15 protein-coding genes are annotated in these 18,515 nt (G+C 55.8%); 10 read left to right on the forward strand and 5 right to left on the reverse strand.

Annotation, left to right across the window (positions count from 1 at the left end):
* From ACR0K5_RS16400 to ACR0K5_RS16420, 5 genes are all read right to left on the reverse strand, one after another.
* Window positions 1-1,134: an ABC transporter permease subunit gene (locus ACR0K5_RS16400; protein ID WP_480533507.1), complete on the reverse strand. Its 1,134-nt coding sequence runs from the start codon at window positions 1,132-1,134 to the stop codon at window positions 1-3.
* 73 nt (window positions 1,135-1,207) lie between these two features.
* The gene (locus ACR0K5_RS16405) at window positions 1,208-2,242 is read right to left on the reverse strand and encodes a transporter substrate-binding domain-containing protein (RefSeq protein ID WP_480630733.1); all 1,035 of its coding nucleotides are present in this window, start codon (window positions 2,240-2,242) and stop codon (window positions 1,208-1,210) included.
* Between the two features lie 454 nt (window positions 2,243-2,696).
* Window positions 2,697-3,878 (reverse strand): MATE family efflux transporter, encoded by a 1,182-nt coding sequence (locus tag ACR0K5_RS16410; protein ID WP_480630734.1) that lies wholly within the window; start codon window positions 3,876-3,878, stop codon window positions 2,697-2,699.
* A gap of 531 nt (window positions 3,879-4,409) precedes the next feature.
* On the reverse strand, window positions 4,410-5,468 hold the full coding sequence (locus tag ACR0K5_RS16415; protein ID WP_480630735.1) for an ABC transporter ATP-binding protein: 1,059 nt from the start codon (window positions 5,466-5,468) through the stop codon (window positions 4,410-4,412).
* The gene (locus tag ACR0K5_RS16420) at window positions 5,465-6,259 is read right to left on the reverse strand and encodes an IclR family transcriptional regulator (protein WP_480630736.1); all 795 of its coding nucleotides are present in this window, start codon (window positions 6,257-6,259) and stop codon (window positions 5,465-5,467) included. The genes ACR0K5_RS16415 and ACR0K5_RS16420 overlap by 4 nt, the downstream gene beginning before the upstream one ends.
* Before the next feature lie 140 nt (window positions 6,260-6,399).
* Here ACR0K5_RS16420 and ACR0K5_RS16425 point away from each other — a divergent pair, with 140 nt between their 5' ends.
* The 10 genes from ACR0K5_RS16425 to ACR0K5_RS16470 all read left to right on the forward strand — a co-directional run bounded on the left by ACR0K5_RS16425 (window position 6,400) and on the right by ACR0K5_RS16470 (window position 18,373).
* Window positions 6,400-7,659, forward strand: a complete 1,260-nt coding sequence (locus tag ACR0K5_RS16425) for an ABC transporter substrate-binding protein (RefSeq protein WP_480630737.1) — start codon at window positions 6,400-6,402, stop codon at window positions 7,657-7,659.
* Window positions 7,660-7,748: 89 nt separating this feature from the next.
* Window positions 7,749-8,690, forward strand: a complete 942-nt coding sequence (locus ACR0K5_RS16430; RefSeq protein WP_480630738.1) for a carbohydrate ABC transporter permease — start codon at window positions 7,749-7,751, stop codon at window positions 8,688-8,690.
* A gap of 1 nt (window position 8,691) precedes the next feature.
* Window positions 8,692-9,540: a carbohydrate ABC transporter permease gene (locus ACR0K5_RS16435; RefSeq protein WP_480630739.1), complete on the forward strand. Its 849-nt coding sequence runs from the start codon at window positions 8,692-8,694 to the stop codon at window positions 9,538-9,540.
* Window positions 9,540-11,627, forward strand: coding sequence for an alpha-galactosidase (locus ACR0K5_RS16440; protein WP_480630740.1), 2,088 nt, complete (start codon window positions 9,540-9,542; stop codon window positions 11,625-11,627). The genes ACR0K5_RS16435 and ACR0K5_RS16440 overlap by 1 nt, the downstream gene beginning before the upstream one ends.
* The gene (locus tag ACR0K5_RS16445; RefSeq protein WP_480630741.1) at window positions 11,624-13,333 is read left to right on the forward strand and encodes an IlvD/Edd family dehydratase; all 1,710 of its coding nucleotides are present in this window, start codon (window positions 11,624-11,626) and stop codon (window positions 13,331-13,333) included. Before ACR0K5_RS16440 ends, ACR0K5_RS16445 begins: the two co-directional genes overlap by 4 nt.
* A complete protein-coding gene (locus ACR0K5_RS16450; RefSeq protein ID WP_480630742.1) occupies window positions 13,333-14,097 on the forward strand; it encodes an SDR family NAD(P)-dependent oxidoreductase in 765 nt (254 codons plus the stop codon). Before ACR0K5_RS16445 ends, ACR0K5_RS16450 begins: the two co-directional genes overlap by 1 nt.
* Window positions 14,098-14,101: 4 nt before the next feature.
* Window positions 14,102-14,995 (forward strand): 2-dehydro-3-deoxygalactonokinase, encoded by an 894-nt coding sequence (locus ACR0K5_RS16455; RefSeq protein WP_480630743.1) that lies wholly within the window; start codon window positions 14,102-14,104, stop codon window positions 14,993-14,995.
* Window positions 14,992-15,597, forward strand: a complete 606-nt coding sequence (locus tag ACR0K5_RS16460) for a 2-dehydro-3-deoxy-6-phosphogalactonate aldolase (protein WP_480630744.1) — start codon at window positions 14,992-14,994, stop codon at window positions 15,595-15,597. Before ACR0K5_RS16455 ends, ACR0K5_RS16460 begins: the two co-directional genes overlap by 4 nt.
* Window positions 15,594-16,454 carry an SMP-30/gluconolactonase/LRE family protein gene (locus ACR0K5_RS16465; protein ID WP_480630745.1) on the forward strand — a complete coding sequence of 287 codons (861 nt, stop codon included), beginning with the start codon at window positions 15,594-15,596 and terminating at the stop codon, window positions 16,452-16,454. The genes ACR0K5_RS16460 and ACR0K5_RS16465 overlap by 4 nt, the downstream gene beginning before the upstream one ends.
* On the forward strand, window positions 16,451-18,373 hold the full coding sequence (locus ACR0K5_RS16470; RefSeq protein WP_480630746.1) for a beta-galactosidase: 1,923 nt from the start codon (window positions 16,451-16,453) through the stop codon (window positions 18,371-18,373). The genes ACR0K5_RS16465 and ACR0K5_RS16470 overlap by 4 nt, the downstream gene beginning before the upstream one ends.
* Window positions 18,374-18,515 lie beyond the last annotated feature (142 nt).

An 18,515-nucleotide genomic window follows, 5' to 3' on the forward strand; every position in this document is an offset into this window, starting at 1 on the left:
TCAATGCGCCTTCAGTTTAAGGCTTTCGTTCAGCCAGTTGATGAACTGAGCAATCGAGAAATTGACCAGCAGGAACGCGCCCATGAGGATGGCGATCAGTTCCAGCGTCTGCCCGGACTGCGTGATCGAAGTAGAGACGATGTAGAATAGGTCAGAGAACCCGATGGCGACACCGATGGTTGTGGCTTTCATGATGAAAATCCACTGGTTGCCAAGCGGCGGAATAATCGTCCGCAGCGCCATGGGCATCTTGATCCGCGCCCAGATCGCACGCTGGGTCAGCCCCAGCGCCTCACCGGCCTCGATCAGGCCCTTTGGTACTTCGGCAAGGCCTCCACGCACGACCTCGGCGATATAGGCCGAGCCATACAGCGTGATGGCGATGATCATGACCAACAGCTCGGGTGAGATCGTCAGACCGCCGACAAAGCGCAGCCCCTTGAGCTCGGGCCACGAAATCGCGCCCTCACCTGCCGGAACCGTCAGGCCGGTAGCGACCAGGACCATGAAAAAGCCCAGACCAATCAGCGCCAGCACGATCTTGGTAAAGCTGATCTTCATCCGCGACAAAAAGAATGCTGCCGCGATCAGAACCAAGACCATGACAAGAGCGACGGTCAGAGACACGTTCAGCAGCGGGATCATCAACCCGCGATTGGACAGGAAAATCGCTTCGCCCAGATTCATCGCCTGCCGTGGTCCCGGCAGGTGGATCACAACGGCGTACCAGAAGATACCCTGCAGGATCAGCGGAATGTTCCGGAAGGTCTGGATATAGACCGTCGCGGCGGTTTTCAGTGCCGGGTTCCGCGCGTCGCGGAACGTCCCGATCAGAAACCCAAAGACCGTGGACAGCACAATCGTCAGAAAGCCCAGGAAAACGGTGTTCAGGAACCCGATCGTCAAGGTCCGGGCGTAGCTGTCATTGATATCCCGGTCGATCAGCGAGAAAGAGTAGGACCAGCCTGTAGACCGTTCAAGGAAGCCAAAGCCGCTGGCCAGACCCAGCGCATTCAGATTGACCTTGGCACTTTGGATGGCGCTGATGACAACCAGCGCAGAAAACACGATCAGCGCGCTTTGGATGATCAATTTGCGCCTGTTGGCGCGCGCCTTCAGTTCGGATGCGTCCATGGCTCTTAATCTTCTGATTTTAGTGGAGAATGCGGAGCCGCAACATCGCGCGGCCCCGAGGCTAAGTCAGTGCTTAGTCAAGCTGTGGGGCGTACAGAACGCCACCGTGGCTCCAGAGATTGTTCAAACCGCGTTCCAGTTTGTACGGGCTGTTGTCACCAAGGTTGCGGTGGTAGATCTCGCCATAGTTACCAACGGCTGCGATCATCTCTTTGGCCCATGTGTCACGGATGCCCAGACGCTCACCCATGCCCGGCTCTGCACCCAGCAGCCGCGCGATTTTCGGGTTCGGCGGGTTGGCTGCCATTTCTTCGACATTCTCCGAGGTGATGTCTTCTTCTTCGGCGATCAGCAGAGCAGCCAGCATCCAGTTGGTGAAGTCAACAAAGTCCTCGTCCCCCTGACGCATCGCGGCCGAGATCGGCTCGTTCGACAGTTGGTCGTTCAGGATCACATGTGCATCGGGGTCTTCCATCTCGGTGGCACGCAGAACGGCCAGGAACGGACCCCAGGCAACAAAGCTGTCGCAACGGTTGGCCAGATAGGCCGCACGCAGTTCCGATGCTTTTTCATAGCTGACCATGGTGTGTTCAACGCCAAGGCTTTGCAGATAGTTTGCCGCAATACGCTCGATCGTAGTGCCGGCTTCGACACAGATCGTGCCGCCTTCCAGATCTTTTGCTTCGGTGATCCCCAGATCGCCATGCGCCATGAATTGGGCACCGCCAAAGAAGTAGGGGATCGAGAACTGCAGACCCAGCTCGGTGTCGCGGCCCATGGTCCATCCCGTCGCTTTGATGATGACGTCCACATCGCCCGATTGCAGCGCGGGAAAACGCTGCGCCCAGCTCAGCGGGACGATCTTGGCCTTTTCCGGATCACCCAGAAGTGCTGTCGTCATCGCGCGGCAAAGATCGATATCCAGGCCTTTCCACTCGTTTTTGTCATTCACTTCGACAAAGCCGAAATATGAGCCGTTGTGGCCCGAGCAAAGCAAAGTGCCACGTTCTTGAATTGTCTTGATGGTCGGGCTTTCCGCTTTGACCACAGTAGGAATCGCTATCCCTACCGCGGCTACAAGACTTGCAAGTGCATTACTCACTTTCATACTTCCATCTCCACTGTTGTTCTGTATATCAGCACCAATGTATTGTTATCCAGAATGTATAATTTACTGCAACGAGTCAACAGGCTCGACAACCGGGCGTAAAACCACTCAACTAAGAACTTCATTTTTTGACATTTGTGATCAAAAATTCCGCAATAGACTGGCTTGATGACATAAATGGAAACAGTCTCAGCAACGTGAAATGCGGCACGTGAACTTCCGGCCTGTGGGTTGCCTACTTCGGACGGAATAAAGTCATCTTCATCCGCGGAAGTAAGACCAAAACCCACAATCCAGAAAGATCGTTTGCAAGCGAAAGATCACTGCGGCTAGCTCAAAAACTAGCGAGGCCATACGAAAACACTCACTCGTTCACATACCTGCAAATAACAGAATACTGCTCGGGAGAAAGGTCTGTGACCAAGCGCTTGCAAAGCCCTTGGCAATCTCAACACTATGAAGAATGATCGTCGCAAAGAGGAGCACGAACCTTTGTGGCACTCAAGAAGCGAAGCCAAAGAAGTGACGCCGCGATCGTTAGTCCGACACAGACTCCCAGCCATACCCCTACAACACCATACCCCATTGTCTTTCCAAGTACGAAAGCCAACGGGCATGCCAACCCCCAGTAGCAGACAAGGGTAATAACCATTGGCACTTTAGCGTCCTTCAATCCTCGCAATAAACCCATTGCGACACTCTGCATTGCGTCCATCAATTGAGAAGCTGCAGCGAAGACCAACACCTTGGCGGCGATATCCAGTATTTCCGGAAACTGAGCATTACCGGCGCGAATAAACAATCCAACAAGTGCATCAGGAATCAAAACGAAAACGCATGTCGTCAAGACAACCATAGCGAATGACAAACCCGCAGAAACTTTCCCGACGTTACGGACGAGTGGTTGGTCATTTCGCGCATAAGCCGGCCCGACTTTGACCGTGGCTGCTTGAGACAAAGCTAGATGAACAATGAATGCTGCAGAGGTAATCTGTACGGCAATCCCATGGGACGCCAATTGAAGCGTTCCCAAGGAGCCAACAACAAGAGTAATTACTGCGAACATTCCCAACTCAGCCAGATTGGAAAAGGAGATGGGCCAACTCAGATCGAATACGTTTACGGTAGACTTGAAGTCGGCTCTTAGGAGCCGGCAAAGTGTAAATTGATCAATGTGTTTTATGTAAAGGTACGTGGCAAGAAAGCTTGCAGAGTGAGAAACGAGTGTCGCCAAGGCTGCTCCTTTTATGCCAAGCTCAGGCGCTCCCAAATTTCCGAATATAAAGACCCAATTCAGAAAGGCGTTGGTTGGAAGTGCCGCGACCGAGATCCAGAGAACAATTTGGGTCCGCTCAAGCACAGTTGCGTAACTGCGAAGCGCCGCTGTTAAGAGCGCTGGCAATATGCCGGCGGCAGCTAACTGTAAGTATTGTTCCGCGCCTGAATGAACTTCGACTGGCTGATTTAGCAAGACAAACAACAACTTTGCGTGGAACAACATTGTATAGGCCAGAAGTAAAAACCCCGCTGACAAGATGAGTCCCGCAGCCAAAGTGGTGTGTCGGGCATCGCTTTTCTGACTACTACAAATCGCCAGTATTGCCGAAGCTACACCGCTCCCCATTGTGAAAAACAAAAAAACAGGGACGCCGCAGTAACTCCTGCCGCCAGCGCATCTACCGAATACCATCCCAGCATCAGGGCGTCGATGAATTGAATCGCAGTTTGTGCGGAAAGGCCTCCCACAAGCGGAACAGCAATCGAGATTAGCGATGAGGCAGTAACCTGATTACTCATTCAGTTGTTCTTTGGTTGATGACCGTGGAATGAAGAGACCATTTGGACAATGGCTGTTTTGTTCTTCGGCCTTAGCCTCAGCCAACACAATTTGCTCACCCGCATAGTGTTGGGACCCGCAACCCCTACACGCAAAACTTATTTAAGTTCGGTATCTATCGACGAATTGGAATGACTAATGTGGGCTCACTCAGAGCACGCATTTAAGTTAGGTCTGATTCACTCATAATTATTTGTAACCAAAGTGATACTTGATCGGCAGTGTGTGGCTTCGTCGTGTCGTTCTTCTATGTATGTTAGAGCAAATTCTACACCGATCCCGATAAGAGTGCCTAACAATCTTATCGGGATTAAGAATCTCCTTAGCGACCTATCGAATTCGCTCACCTGTATCAACATCGAAGATCATCGCACGCTCTGGTCTCAATGCTAAACTCACGCGACTTCCCTCGCGACTGCGTTCGTCGTCACGTTCTTCAACGATCAGCTTGTCACCGTTGGAAGCCGTAAGGTAGCTGTAAGAAACACCCCCAAGCGCCTCGGTGAGATCAACGGACAGGGCATCACCCGTGCGGTCCAGACCGATATGCTCAGGACGGATACCCAAGGTAACTTTGCTTTGGCCGGTAGGAATTGTTGCCGGAGGTGCCAATGGCTCGGATAACGCGGGATGGGTCAGTTTGCCATCCACAACGTCGCAATCCAGGAAATTCATGGACGGAGAACCTATAAAACCTGCCACAAACTTATTGTCCGGATTGCGATAAAGTTCAAGCGGAGCACCGACTTGTTCGATTCGACCATCACGCAAGACCACAATTTTGTCAGCCATTGTCATGGCTTCGACCTGGTCGTGGGTCACGTAGATCATGGTTGCACCGATTTCTTTGTGCAGCCGAGCGATTTCGACGCGCATCTCGACGCGCAGCTCAGCGTCGAGGTTGGACAGCGGCTCGTCAAATAGGAAAACCTCGGGGCCACGCACAATTGCACGTCCTATTGCAACACGTTGGCGCTGACCACCTGACATCGCCTTGGGCTTACGCTTCAAGTATTGGTCGAGTTTCAGGATGTTAGAGGCTTCCTGGACTTTCTTGTCGATTTCAGTTTTCGGAACACCATTCATTTTCAAGCCGAAACCCATGTTTTCGGCTACCGTCATGTGCGGATACAAAGCATAGGTCTGGAACACCATCGCCACACCACGTTTGGCGGGATCCATGTGCGTCACATCGCGGGCGCCGATATTGATAATCCCTTCAGAGGTCTCTTCCAACCCGGCGATCATCCGCAAAAGCGTTGACTTACCACAGCCGGACGGTCCCACAAAAACGCAAAACTCACCGTCCTGAATTTCCAGGTCAACGCCATGAATGACCTGCGTGGCCCCATAGCGTTTAATCGCCTTTTCCAGTGTCACTCCTGTCATGAGATAAGTACCTTTTCCTGTTGTGTTTCGGGAAAGCGCCAAGATTGCGCTTCCCGCCCAATATCTTTTGCAGTCTGGAGCACGCACGGTGCCCACTGTTCCAGTTTCCTAAGGTCTGTGCGGCTGGTTGGACCTGTTATCGACAGAGCGCCCAACATCCGTCCACTGGATGTCAGAATGGGAGCGGCTATACAGATGATCCCTGGCTCATGCTCTTCGCGGTCGAATGCGTATCCGCACTTTCTGATTGCATTCAGCTCTTCTCGTAGTTCCTTTTCCGAGCCCAAAGTGGTCGGCGTAAACCGGAAATAGCTTTGCTGCGACAGCGCCACGGCAAGCGTTTTTTCTGGTAGAAACGCAAGCATCGCTTTTCCTACACCAGTACAGTAGGCCGGGCCTACTTTACCGGCTTGGCTAAACATCTCGACAGGGTCCGCGGCGTTGCGTTTGTCGACGTATAAGACTTGATTGGCATCAAGCTGCGCCAGATGTACGGTCTCACCAAGTTCGTGGCTAAGCGCATCCAAATGTGGTCGAGCCACGGGCGCCAGCGAGCTTTGTGTCCAAGCAGCATGGGCCAGACGCACCAGTCGAATCCCTGGCGCATATGACTGCCGGTCAGGATCGTAATTGAGCATCCCTTGATTCGTTAGAGTTTGGAGAAAGCGGTACAAGGTCGCTTTGGGAAAAGGGCTTTGATCCAATAGCTCCACAAAGCGCACCGGACGGTTAAATCCCGCAACAAGATCTAACACATCGCACGCTTTGCCGACTGTTCCGTCTCCAGACATTTGGTGACGTCTCCTCTCTGACCCCTGCCCTCCCGCAGGAATATTGTTGACAACCCTAACGGAAATGATGTGTAGTTTTCAATATATAAATTTTTGTTCCAAATAATGGAACTTGCCTGGATGCAAAAAGGGAGGAAACAATGTATTCCAAAACCAAAAGAGCGCTGGCCGCGCTTGCTGCCTGTACGGCACTCGCAGCACCTGCATCGGCTGAGTTGAGTGGCGACCTGTCGATTTTCCTGGACACATCGAACCCGGCGCCTCGTGCGACGATGGAAGAGATGATTGCTCGGTTCGGGGAAAAACACCCTGACCTGAACATCGAAATCACTGTGATTGACCGCGAAGCTTACAAGACACAAATCCGGAACTTCCTGACGGCGAATGCTCCAGACGTCGCCACATGGTACGCGGCCAACCGTATGAAGCCTTACGTAGACGCTGGTCTTTTCGAAGACGTATCGGACCTCTGGGCTGAGCCAATGTTCCAGGAAGACCTGAAGTCTACCAGAGGTGCGATGACCATCGACGGTAAACAGTGGGGCGTACCGTATACCTACTACCAGTGGGGCGTGTATTATCGCAAAGACATCTTTGAAGAACTTGGCCTGAGTGAGCCGAGCACTTGGGAAGAAGAAAAGGCGAACTGTGAGAAGATCGTGGCCTCTGACCGGGCCTGCTACACCATTGGAACCAAGTTCTTGTGGACCGCAGGTGGCTGGTTCGACTACCTGAACATGCGGACCAATGGTTACGATTTCCATAACCAACTCGCGAACGGGGAAATCAGCTGGGAAGACGATCGTGTCAAGCAGACCTTTGCCAATTGGAAGGAGCTGATCGACATGGGTGCGTTCATTGACAACCACCAGACCTACAGCTGGCAGGAAGCGCTACCATTCATGGTCAACGGTGAAGCGGCGGCGTATCTCATGGGCAACTTTGCTGTTGCCCCGTTGCGCGATGCAGGCCTGACCGATGACCAGCTGGATTTCTACCAGTTTGTTTCGATCGACCCCAATGTGGAACTTGCTGAAGACGCCCCGACCGACACGTTCCACATACCTTCGGCGGCCCAGAACAAAGAGGCGGCCCGAGAATTCCTTAGGTTTGTTGCTTCGCCCGAAGAACAAACGATTATCAACAACGGAAAAAACCTGGGGCAATTGCCGGTCAACTCGAAATCCACTGTGGATGACGACAAATTCCTGCAAAAGGGTTTCGTGATGCTAAGTGAGAACAGCCCTGGTGGGGTTGCCCAGTTCTGGGACCGCGACGCACCCGCGGAAATGGCCAAAGTTTCGATGGAAGGCTTCCAGGAATTCATGGTCAAACCCGATAGCCTTGACAAAGTTCTATCCAAGCTGGAGCGCGCACGCGGTCGTATCTACGACAACTAAGCTGTCGCAAGATCCGCTTTGAATCGCGAACGCAAAGACAATCGGCGGTGTGATAAACTTCGCCGATTTAAACACTCCCCAGAAAAGAGATGGCCACAATGACCGCCTCGACCGATGTTTTAGACACCGAACCGGAAAGCTGGTTCCACCGCAACCAACAAGCTATCGCGCCTTGGCTGTTCCTGGCCCCTGGTATCTTGTTCTTCCTCGTATATGTTATTGCCCCCGTTTTTCAGTCGTTCAATCTGTCCCTGTACGAGTGGGATGGCTTGGGCCAAGCAGAATATGTCGGGCTGCGCAACTATGAAGACCTTTACTATGAATGGGTTGATCGCGACGCATTCTATGTCTCGCTCAAGAACAACCTGATCTGGCTGGTCCTTTACCTTCTCGCTATTCCCGCAGGCTTGTTTATCGCACTGCTGTTGAACCAAACGGTTTTCGGCATCCGCCTCTATAAATCACTGTTCTTCTTCCCCTTTGTAATATCTCAGGTCGTGGTGGGGCTTGTCTTCACTTGGTTCTATGACCCGACATTCGGTTTATTGAATCAGTTTCTGGCTCTGTTCGGCGCCGGCCCAATCAACGTGCTCGGCAACGAGCATCTGGTTACCTACGGAATCATTGCAGCCGGGCTTTGGCCACAAACTGCGTATTGTATGATTCTCTACTTAACCGGACTGAACGCCGTTGACCCGGAACAGATTGAAGCCGGGCGGCTCGATGGCGCAAAGGGCATAAAGATGCTGTGGTACATTGTGTTGCCCCAGCTACGCCCTGCAACATTCATTGCCTTTGTTGTCACCATCATCGGCGCGTTGCGTTCGTTCGACTTGATTTCGGTCATGACACAAGGGGGCCCCTTCGGTTCATCACGCGTACTGGCCTACTACATGTTCGAGGTTGCGCTGTCTGAATACGGATTCCGCATGGGCTATGGTGCCGCGATTGCCGTTGTACTGTTCATGATCATGATGTGTTTCATCGTCTACTTCCTGTGGTCGATGTACCGTGAAGAGAAGGGGCACTAAGATGTTTCCCACACCTATCGAAAAACAACCCAAAGCGGCCCAAATTACCTACAAGGCACTTTTGCCGGTCGCTCTTCTGTTGTGGCTTGGACCTCTTCTTGCTGTTGCACTGTTCTCAGTCAAACCCGATGCAGATTTTGTGAATGCAAACTATTGGGGGCTGCCATCGTCCTTCGAGTTCGCACATAACTATGGCCAAGTGTTTTTTAACAGTGACATGCCACGTTACATGCTGAACTCGATTCTGATCACTGTCCCCACCGTGATCGGTGCGGTGGCGCTCAGCACTATGACCGGCTTTGCGCTTGGGATTTATAAGTTCAAGGCGAATATGTGGATTTTCTTCATGTTCGTGGCGGGCAACTTTGTCCCGTTCCAAATCCTGATGGTGCCCGTGCGCGACCTGACGCTGGAACTTGGACTGTATAACACCAAAACCGGGCTGGTGCTGTTCCACATCGCGTTCCAAACTGGGTTTTGCACACTCTTCATGCGCAACTTCATCAAAGCACTGCCATTTGCGCTAATCGAAGCGGCCCGAGTGGAAGGCATCAGTGAGATCAAGATTTTCTGGTATGTCGTCCTGCCTTTGATGAAACCCGCGCTTGCAGCATTGTCCGTGCTGATGTTCACCTTCATTTGGAACGACTATTTCTGGGCCGTTGTCCTGACTCAAGGCGCTGAAAGCCAGCCTGTTACCGCAGGTATTACAAGCTTCAACGCTCAATTCAGGGCGGCATACCACTTGATGAGTGCAGGCTCTATTGTGGCAGCTCTACCGCCTGTGGCCATGTTCTTCCTAATGCAGAAACACTTCATCGCGGGCTTGACCCTCGGAGCTGTAAAGTAATGAAAAGAACCTGGTCGCTTCATGATGAGCGACAATCCCTGGTGCTCGCGGCCCACCGCGAGCACCTTCCCGAAGTTGTTTATTTCGGTCCCCGTCTGCCCGCCGGGGAGAACCTCGAAACTTTGTTGGGCGCCCATAGTCTTGACGTAACCGGCGGCATGCTGGACGCAAACCCGGAACTGTCCATCTGTCCCGAAGCGACACGTAGCTTTCCGGGACAACCCGGTCTGATTATGCGGGACGGCGACGGTACGCCAATCCTGCCGAAATTTTGCTACGCCAGCGAAGACACTGACGACAATCATCTGGCGTTGACCTTCCGAGACGATTCCCACCGGTTGACTTATCAGGCGGTGTTTTCGATTGATCCAAAAACCCACATCATCGAAGCCCGCGCGGTGCTTGAGGCGGATCGCCCTATCATTCTGCATTGGTTGTCTGCCCCAGTTTTTCCAGCGCCGCAACTTTCGGACGAGCTGATTGATTTCGCAGGTCGCTGGTGTGGCGAGTTCCAGATGAACACCACGCCGTGGTCACCGGGCATCCGCTATCGCGAGAACAGGACGGGACGCACTGGACACGAGCATTTCCCCGGTCTGATCGTACCGGTGCGCGGTGCGACCAACGCGCAGGGTCAGGCTTACGGTTTCCACTATGGTTGGTCTGGTGGACATCGCATGGTGGCCGAGGAACTACCCGATGGACGCCGTCAAATCCAGTTCGGACAAGCGGCCCGTATGGAGCGCGAAGCATCCAAACGGTTTGAGACCGCACCGCTCTATGCCGTTTTTTCGGCCGACGGAATAAACGGCTGCGCCGTTGCATTCCAGCGCCACCTGCGGGACCGGATCGTTGCTTTTCCCAAACCCGACCGCGCGCGCCCGGTGCACTACAATTGTTGGGAGGCCGTTTATTTCAACCACAATCTACCTGAACTCAAAGACATTGCAGATCGTGCCGCCGTCCTTGGCGCCGAGCGATTTGTTCTGGACGATGGCTGGTTCGGGCAGAGGGATGACGACACGTCCTCTCTAAGCGATTGGGAGGTGGACACACGCAAATACCCCGACGGTCTGGATCCTCTGATCAAACACGTCCACTCGCTGGGCATGACATTCGGCATTTGGTTCGAACCCGAGATGATCAATCCCGACAGCAGTATCCACCGTGCGCATCCTGAGTGGGCGCTGGGGGGCGAGGATCAAATACTGGGCCGCCAACAAAAAGCGTTGAATATGGCTCTGCCAGAAGTGCGCGATTTCCTGTATGATCGCATGTCGACAATTCTTGCCGGACACGAAATTGACTATATCAAGTGGGACCACAACCGGGTTTTGCCAATGCCGGATGCCGCGCAAACACGCGGCTCATATGCCTTGATTGATAGACTGCGGCAGGACTTTCCGCATGTGGAAATCGAAAGCTGTGCCAGCGGCGGCGGTCGGATCGACTTTGGTATACTCAAGCGGACCCAGAGAATCTGGCTAAGCGACAGCAACGACGCGCTGGAGCGGTTGCGCATACAGCACAACGCCGCGATCTTCCTGCCGATGGCTGTCACCGGTAGCCATGTAGGACCGCGCGTCTGCCACACCTCGGGCCGCGTGCTGGACATCCGGTTTCGCGCTTGGGTCGCCGCGCAGCGACATATGGGGTTTGAGATGGATCCGCGTGAACTAACTCACGAGGAAGAGATGGTGTTGCGCGACGTCACGCAATGGTGGAAAGACAACCGCGATTGGCTATATCATGCTGACATTCTGCGACTCGACAGTCCCGACCCGTCCGTTCTTGCAGAACAACAACAGACCAGTGACGGATCGCGCTTTGTCGTTTTTGCCGGTAAAGTGGACACGTCGCCACAAATCGCACCGCGACCACTGCGCCTGACCAGGCTTGAGGCAGATGCACAGTACCGTGTAGCGCTGCGCAGTACTGCGGAAGCACCCGCAACCCTGTCGCGTGGCCAACCTGCGCTTAAGCAGGGCCCAATAACCGTAAGCGGCCAGTATTTGATGAGCCATGGCTTGTCTCTGCCGTGGAGTTTCCCGCAGTCTATGTGGGTGATTGAAGGCTATAAACTATGACAAAAAAACGCCGCTCACAGCATTGGTATGGCAAGCTCGACAAGGATGGTTTCATCCATCGGTCTTGGATGAAAAATCAGGGCTTTCCCGATCATGCCTTTGATGGCCGCCCCATTATCGGCATCTGCAATACATGGTCGGAACTGACGCCTTGCAACTCGGGCCTGCGCGACCTGGCCGAAGGCGTCAAACGCGGTGTGTGGGAGGCCGGAGGGTTCCCCGTCGAGTTCCCCGTCATGTCGCTGGGCGAGACCCAGATGAAGCCCACCGCCATGCTGTTCCGCAATCTGCTGGCGATGGATGTCGAGGAATCCATCCGCGCCTACGGCATTGATGGCGTGGTGCTGCTGGGCGGCTGTGACAAGACCACACCCGGTCAGTTGATGGGCGCGGCCTCGGTCGATCTGCCTTCCATCGTGGTCAGTTCAGGCCCGATGCTGAATGGCAAGTTCAAGGGCAAGGATATAGGCTCGGGCACTGACGTGTGGAAGTTCTCGGAAGAGGTTCGCGCGGGCGAGATGACCCTGCGGGAATTCATGAACGCAGAATCCGGGATGTCGCGCAGCGCCGGGGTCTGCATGACCATGGGCACCGCCTCCACCATGGCCTCGCTGGTTGAAGCGATGGGCATGTCCCTGCCCACCAACGCTGCCCTTCCGGCAGTTGATGCCCGCCGCATGGCGCTGGCGCATCTGACCGGCAAGCGGATTGTCGAAATGGTGGACGAAGACCTGAAACCCTCGGATATCCTGACCAAGGAAGCGTTCGAAAACGCCATACTCGCCAATGCCGCCGTCGGCGGATCGACCAATGCGGTCGTCCACCTTCTGGCTTTGGCGGGCCGCGTGGGCGTGGATCTGACGCTGAAGGATTTCGAGATCGGTTCAGAAATTCCGCTATTGGTGAACTGCATGCCTTCAGGCAAGTACCTGATGGAAGATTTCTGCTACGCAGGCGGCGTTCCGGTCGTTCTGAACGAGCTCAAGCCCTTCCTGCGGCCTGCCAAGACGGTGCTAAACAAAGATATTTCGGCCCATTATGATGGGGCCGAATGCTACAACGACGACGTCATCCGCCCCTTCAACGATCCGGTCAAACCCGCTGCTGGTTTGCGCGTGTTGCGCGGCAACCTGGCGCCCAATGGGGCCATCGTGAAACCTTCGGCGGCGACGGATGAGTTGCTTGAGACCGAGGCAGAGGCGTTTGTTTTCGAAAGCATCGAAGACCTGAAGGCCAATATCGACCGGGACGATCTGCCCGTCACAGCCGACACCATTCTGGTGCTCAAGGGCTGTGGCCCCAAGGGTTATCCCGGAATGCCAGAGGTCGGCAATATGCCGATCCCCGGCAAGCTTGTGAAAGAAGGCGTGCGTGACATGATCCGTATCTCGGACGCGCGCATGTCAGGCACCGCCTTCGGCACCGTTATCCTGCATGTCAGCCCCGAGGCGCAGGCCGGAGGCGCGCTGGCACTGGTGAAAACCGGCGACCGCATCCGTGTTTCGGCAAGCAAGGGACAGTTGGAGTTGCTGGTGGACGAGGCCGAGCTTGCCGCCCGCCGTGCCGATTGGCAGCCGGACGATCCGCATTACACCCGCGGTTATGCAAAGCTTTATATCGACCACGTACTGCAGGCTGACCAGGGCGCTGACCTTGATTTCCTTGTAGGCAAAGACACCCGCCTTGTGACCAGAGAGAGCCATTGATGGACAACCCCGCCACATTCCCCGACCTAAACGGAGCTTCTGTCTACATCACCGGGGGCGGCTCGGGCGTTGGTGCCGCACTCACGGATGGGTTCATGGCCCAAGGCGCAAACGTGGCTTTTATCGGCCGCTCCGATGCCAGCGATTTTGTCGAAGAAATGCGCGACAAACACGGCCGTACGCCACTGTTTATGCAGGGTGACATCACCGACACGGAACTGTTGCATGCGACGATGAAACAGGCCGCTGACGCGCATGGCCCGATCAAGGTGCTGGTCAACAACGCCGCCAATGACAAGCGCCATTCGCTTGAGGAAACCACGTCCGAATTCTGGGACTGGATGATCGAGGTCAACCTCAAGGCATATTACTTTGCCTGCCAGGAAGCCGCCCGGCAGATGAAAGACGGCGGATCGATCATCAATTTCAGCTCGATCAGTTACATGATGGGCAACGCAGGCTATCCTATCTATACCACGTCGAATGCCGGAATTACCGGCATGACGCGATCGCTGGCGCGTGAGTTGGGGCCGCGAGCCATCCGCGTCAACGCGCTGGCCCCCGGTTGGGTTCTGACCCAGAAACAACTGGATATGTGGGCCACGCCCGAAGATCTGGCCGCCCATATGGAGCGCCAGTGCCTGAAGGAACATCTGACGCCCGACGACATGATCGGACCGACGCTGTTTCTGGCCTCGAACGCCAGCCGTGCGATGACCGGGCAATGTGTCGTCGCCGATGGCGGCGTGGTCGTGACGGGGTGATGCCATGAAAACAGAATGGATCGCCGTCGATTGGGGAACATCTCAACTTCGGGCCTGGGCCATGAAGGGCGACACGGTTCTGGATCAAGCCGAGTCCGCGAATGGTATGGCTCGCGTAGCCCAAGGTGATTTCCAATCCTGCCTGATGGAACTTGTCGAGGCCTGGCTGCCCGCAGTACCGGTGGATGTCATCGCCTGTGGAATGGTGGGCGCCCGCCAAGGTTGGGTCGAAGCACCCTATACCGCTGTGCCTGCGGCCCCGGTATCGGTTGCTCCGTTTCGGGTTCCCGGCACGGATCCCCGAATCCGCGCGTTCGTGGTCCCCGGGCTCAAGCAGATGTCCCCACCCGATGTCATGCGCGGCGAGGAAACTCAGATCGCCGGGTATCTGGCAACCAAAACGAATTGGGATGGCGTGATCTGCCTGCCAGGCACACACACGAAATGGGTACAGGTCAGCGCCGGTGAAGTTGTCAGCTTTCGGACATTTTTGACGGGCGAGCTGTTTGACCTGCTTAAGCGCCAATCGGTTTTGAAACACTCAGTCGGCGATGGTTGGGACGACACGGCATTCAGGGAGACCGTTGCAGATGCCCTGTCCAAGCCCGAGCAAATGGCCGCGCGTCTGTTCAGTCTGCGCGCAGCCGACTTGCTGAACGGCCAGGACAAGGGCACCGCGCGGGCGCGCTTGTCTGGAACGCTGATTGGTGCCGAACTGGCCGCAACCCGGCCATACTGGCTGGGCCAACAGATTGCCATTGTCGGTGCCAAAGGGTTGTCCGGCCTTTACGCTCAGGCGCTTGCCGCACAAGGCGCGTCAGCGGAAATCATAGATGTAACGCAAGCAACATTGGCCGGGCTTGCCCAGGCCCGAAATCTGACGAGGCAAACTGCATGAGCCGTCCTATCATTGCCATTCTGCGCGGGCTAAAACCTGCCGAGGCCACGGCCGTCGGCGGAGCGCTGATCGATGCCGGGATCGATCAGATTGAGGTGCCTTTGAACTCGCCCGATCCACTGCAGAGCATCGGGCTTTTGGCAGACACCTTTGGCGATCGCGCGCTGATCGGGGCCGGGACCGTTCTGACGCCCGATGAGGTCGAACAGGTGGCGGGTGTGGGTGGCAAGCTGATTGTCTCACCCAACTACGATGCCGAAGTCATCGCGCGGTCGGTTGCGCTGGACCTGCAAAGCTGGCCGGGGGTCTATACCCCGACCGAGGCTTTTGGCGCCTTGAAAGCGGGCGCCACTGGTTTGAAGCTTTTTCCCGGAGTAATGGCAGGACCTGAAGGGCTTGCGGCCATGCGCCCTGTTTTGCCGAAGGGCACGAAGATCTACGCCGTAGGCGGTGCAGGCCCCGAGAATTTTGGCCAGTGGATCAAGGCGGGCGCAGACGGGTTCGGCATCGGATCGGCCCTGTTCAAACCGGGGATGAGTGTGACCGAAATCGCCGAGCGTGCCCGGAACATCGTCGCCGCGTATGACGGTGCGGTTGCATGAGCCAAATCTACGACGACCGCCCCTGCGAGCTGGGCGAAGGACCGTTGTGGCACCCCGAACGACAACAGCTTTTCTGGTTCGACATCATCGGCAATCGCCTTTTGACGCGCGAGGGGGACGCGCCGCGGCACTGGCAGTTTGACGAACATGTCTCAGCCGCCGGATGGGTGGATCGTGACACGTTGCTAATCGCGTCGGAAAGCGGGTTGTGGAAGTTCGGGTTGGAAAGCGGAACGCAAGAGCTGATTGTCGCGCTGGAGGCCGACAACACCCTGACACGTTCAAACGATGGACGCGCGGATCCTTGGGGCGGGTTCTGGATCGGAACGATGGGCAAGCAGGCCCAACCTCAGGCCGGTGCGATCTATCGGTTCTACCATGGGGAACTGCGTCAGCTTGTGCCGAATATCACGATTTCAAACGCGATCTGCTTTGCCCCTGACAAAAGCTGCGCCTTTTACGCAGACACCACAACCAAACAGGTGATGCGACAACCTTTGACCCCTAATGACGGCTGGCCAAACGGCCCTGCCAGCGTGTTTCTGGATCTGAATTCGGACGACCTGAACCCTGACGGTGCCGTGGTGGATACCCAAGGAAACATCTGGATCGCCCAATGGGGCGCCGAGCGTGTTGCCGCCTATAGCCCAGCGGGTGATTTCTTGCGCGCGGTTGGGTTTGCCGCTAAACACACCTCTTGCCCGGCTTTCGGGGGGGACGACCTCAGCACGTTGTTTTGCACGACGGCGCGCGAAGGCCTGGGGCAGGATGTACTTGAAACACAACCCACCAACGGCATGGTTCTGGCCGCTTCCGATATTGGCCGGGGACAGTCGGAACACAGAGTGATTCTATGAAACCGGAACTTGGCGTCTGCTACTACCCGGAACACTGGGCCGAAGAGTCATGGGCGCAGGATGCCTCCCGTATGGTCGAAAGCGGATTGACATGGGTGCGCATCGGCGAATTCTCGTGGAGCCGGCTGGAGCCCACCCCCGGCGATCTGCAATTCGACTGGCTGGACCGCGCCGTTGAAACCCTCGGGGCCGCTGGTCTGAAAGTCGTGATGGGCACGCCTACCGCCACCCCGCCGCGTTGGATGCTGGACAAGCACCCGGACATGTTGGCTGTGGACGAAAACGACAGGCCGCGCAAATTCGGATCACGGCGTCACTATTGTTTCAGCCACGCGGGTTATGTCGAAGAATGCAAGCGGATCGCCCGGATCATGGGCGAACGCTATGGCCGCAATCCGCACGTGGCCGCATGGCAAATCGACAATGAATACGGCTGCCATGACACCACGCTCAGCTATTCCCAGCCGGCGCTGGCCGCGTTTCGCGTTTGGCTGGCCGATCGCTACGGGTCAATCGACGCGCTCAACAAGGCCTGGGGCAACATTTTCTGGTCGATGGAGTACAACAGTTTCGACCAGATCGAACTGCCCAACCTGACAGTGACCGAGGCAAGCCCCGCGCATGTTCTGGCCTTTCGTCGCTTCAGCTCGGATCAGGTCGTGGCCTTCAACAAAGCGCAGGTTGAAATCCTTCGCCCGCTGACAGACGCGCCGCTGTCGCACAACTACATGGGTCGCGTACTGGAATTCGACCATTTCGACACCGGTGCCGATCTGGATATCGCCACCTGGGATAGCTATCCCATCGGCTTTCTGTCAGATCGGCTGGAAGCAGATGACACCCACAAGGCGGCCTTCCTGCAACAGGGTGATCCGGATATGCAGGCCTTTCACCACGACCTCTACCGCGCCGTTGGGCGGGGTCGATGGTGGGTGATGGAACAACAGCCCGGCCCGGTGAACTGGGCCCCTTTTAACCCCGCCCCCCTGCCCGGCATGGTGCGTCTTTGGTCGCTTGAGGCCGTGGCGCACGGGGCCGAGGTCGTGAGCTATTTTCGCTGGCGGCAAGCCCCAATGGCACAAGAGCAAATGCATGCGGGCCTGTTGACCCCTGCCGGCACCGACGCGCCCGGCCTGGCCGAAGCGCAGGACACGGCAAAAGACCTGGCGGGACTAGGCCACCTTGCACCGGCGCGTGCCGAGGTCGCGATCGTATTTGACTATGCCTCGGACTGGGCGTGGAAAACACAGCCTCAAGGGGCAGGTTTCGACTATTTCAAGCTGGTCTTCTCGGCATATCGCGCCCTGCGCCGGGCAGGTTTGTCCGTCGATTTCATATCGGCCGCAGACACGGTCGATCAACACTTTAAGCTCATTCTGGCCCCCGGAGTAGCCACGGTTGATGGCGATCTGGCGCGGCGGCTGACTGATGGCTGCGACCTTGCAATTATGGGTCCCAGAACGGGAGCAATCACGCGAGATTTCCAAATTCCGCAAAAGGGTCGCCCCGGTCTGGTAGGTTTGGACTGCGACGTTGATCTGGTCGAAACCCTGCCGCCAAATGCCGCGTGCGTAGTCGAGGGTGGCGGAGCGGCGCAGCATTGGATTGATCGGGTGTCGGGCGATGCACAGGAACTGCTATCTTTTACTGACGGGACCTCCGCACTCAAAGGCGTGGCTGGTGTTTGGTATCTAGCGGGTTTCCCGGATGAAACCCTTTGGGACCGTGTCATTGCTATGGCGGCGGAGGAAACCGGGTTGGTTCTGCATCCGATGCCAGAGGGTCTTCGGCGCAGGGAAACGGCGGATCATGAGTTCCTGATCAACTATAACGCTAATCCCGCCATGTGGAACGGCCACACAATCCCGGGCTGCGATGTGGCTCTTTTGAAGAATACCGATAGGCTTCCAGATGCGTAGTTTCAGTACCTTGTTAAAAAAACATATCAATGGGTTTCACTAGCCCTTCCGTTTCTGCACCAAATTTGTTCACCTCTAAGTGGAGTATCCTTCAAGGCTCAACCTGACGCAGTTTGCCTTACCGTAGTGTGTTGGACAGGGT

It is taken from the genome of Ruegeria sp. AB9 (assembly GCF_056542585.1).

Bases quoted from the DNA above. Each gene is read 5' to 3' on its own strand.
- ACR0K5_RS16400 (WP_480533507.1), bottom strand. From the start codon at position 1,134: ATGGACGCATCCGAACTGAAGGCGCGCGCCAACAGGCGCAAATTGATC.
- ACR0K5_RS16405 (WP_480630733.1), bottom strand. From the start codon at position 2,242: ATGAAAGTGAGTAATGCACTTGCAAGTCTTGTAGCCGCGGTAGGGATA.
- ACR0K5_RS16415 (WP_480630735.1), bottom strand. From the start codon at position 5,468: ATGACAGGAGTGACACTGGAAAAGGCGATTAAACGCTATGGGGCCACG.
- ACR0K5_RS16420 (WP_480630736.1), bottom strand. From the start codon at position 6,259: ATGTCTGGAGACGGAACAGTCGGCAAAGCGTGCGATGTGTTAGATCTT.
- ACR0K5_RS16425 (WP_480630737.1), top strand. From the start codon at position 6,400: ATGTATTCCAAAACCAAAAGAGCGCTGGCCGCGCTTGCTGCCTGTACG.
- ACR0K5_RS16430 (WP_480630738.1), top strand. From the start codon at position 7,749: ATGGCCACAATGACCGCCTCGACCGATGTTTTAGACACCGAACCGGAA.
- ACR0K5_RS16435 (WP_480630739.1), top strand. From the start codon at position 8,692: ATGTTTCCCACACCTATCGAAAAACAACCCAAAGCGGCCCAAATTACC.
- ACR0K5_RS16440 (WP_480630740.1), top strand. From the start codon at position 9,540: ATGAAAAGAACCTGGTCGCTTCATGATGAGCGACAATCCCTGGTGCTC.
- ACR0K5_RS16445 (WP_480630741.1), top strand. From the start codon at position 11,624: ATGACAAAAAAACGCCGCTCACAGCATTGGTATGGCAAGCTCGACAAG.
- ACR0K5_RS16450 (WP_480630742.1), top strand. From the start codon at position 13,333: ATGGACAACCCCGCCACATTCCCCGACCTAAACGGAGCTTCTGTCTAC.
- ACR0K5_RS16455 (WP_480630743.1), top strand. From the start codon at position 14,102: ATGAAAACAGAATGGATCGCCGTCGATTGGGGAACATCTCAACTTCGG.
- ACR0K5_RS16460 (WP_480630744.1), top strand. From the start codon at position 14,992: ATGAGCCGTCCTATCATTGCCATTCTGCGCGGGCTAAAACCTGCCGAG.
- ACR0K5_RS16465 (WP_480630745.1), top strand. From the start codon at position 15,594: ATGAGCCAAATCTACGACGACCGCCCCTGCGAGCTGGGCGAAGGACCG.
- ACR0K5_RS16470 (WP_480630746.1), top strand. From the start codon at position 16,451: ATGAAACCGGAACTTGGCGTCTGCTACTACCCGGAACACTGGGCCGAA.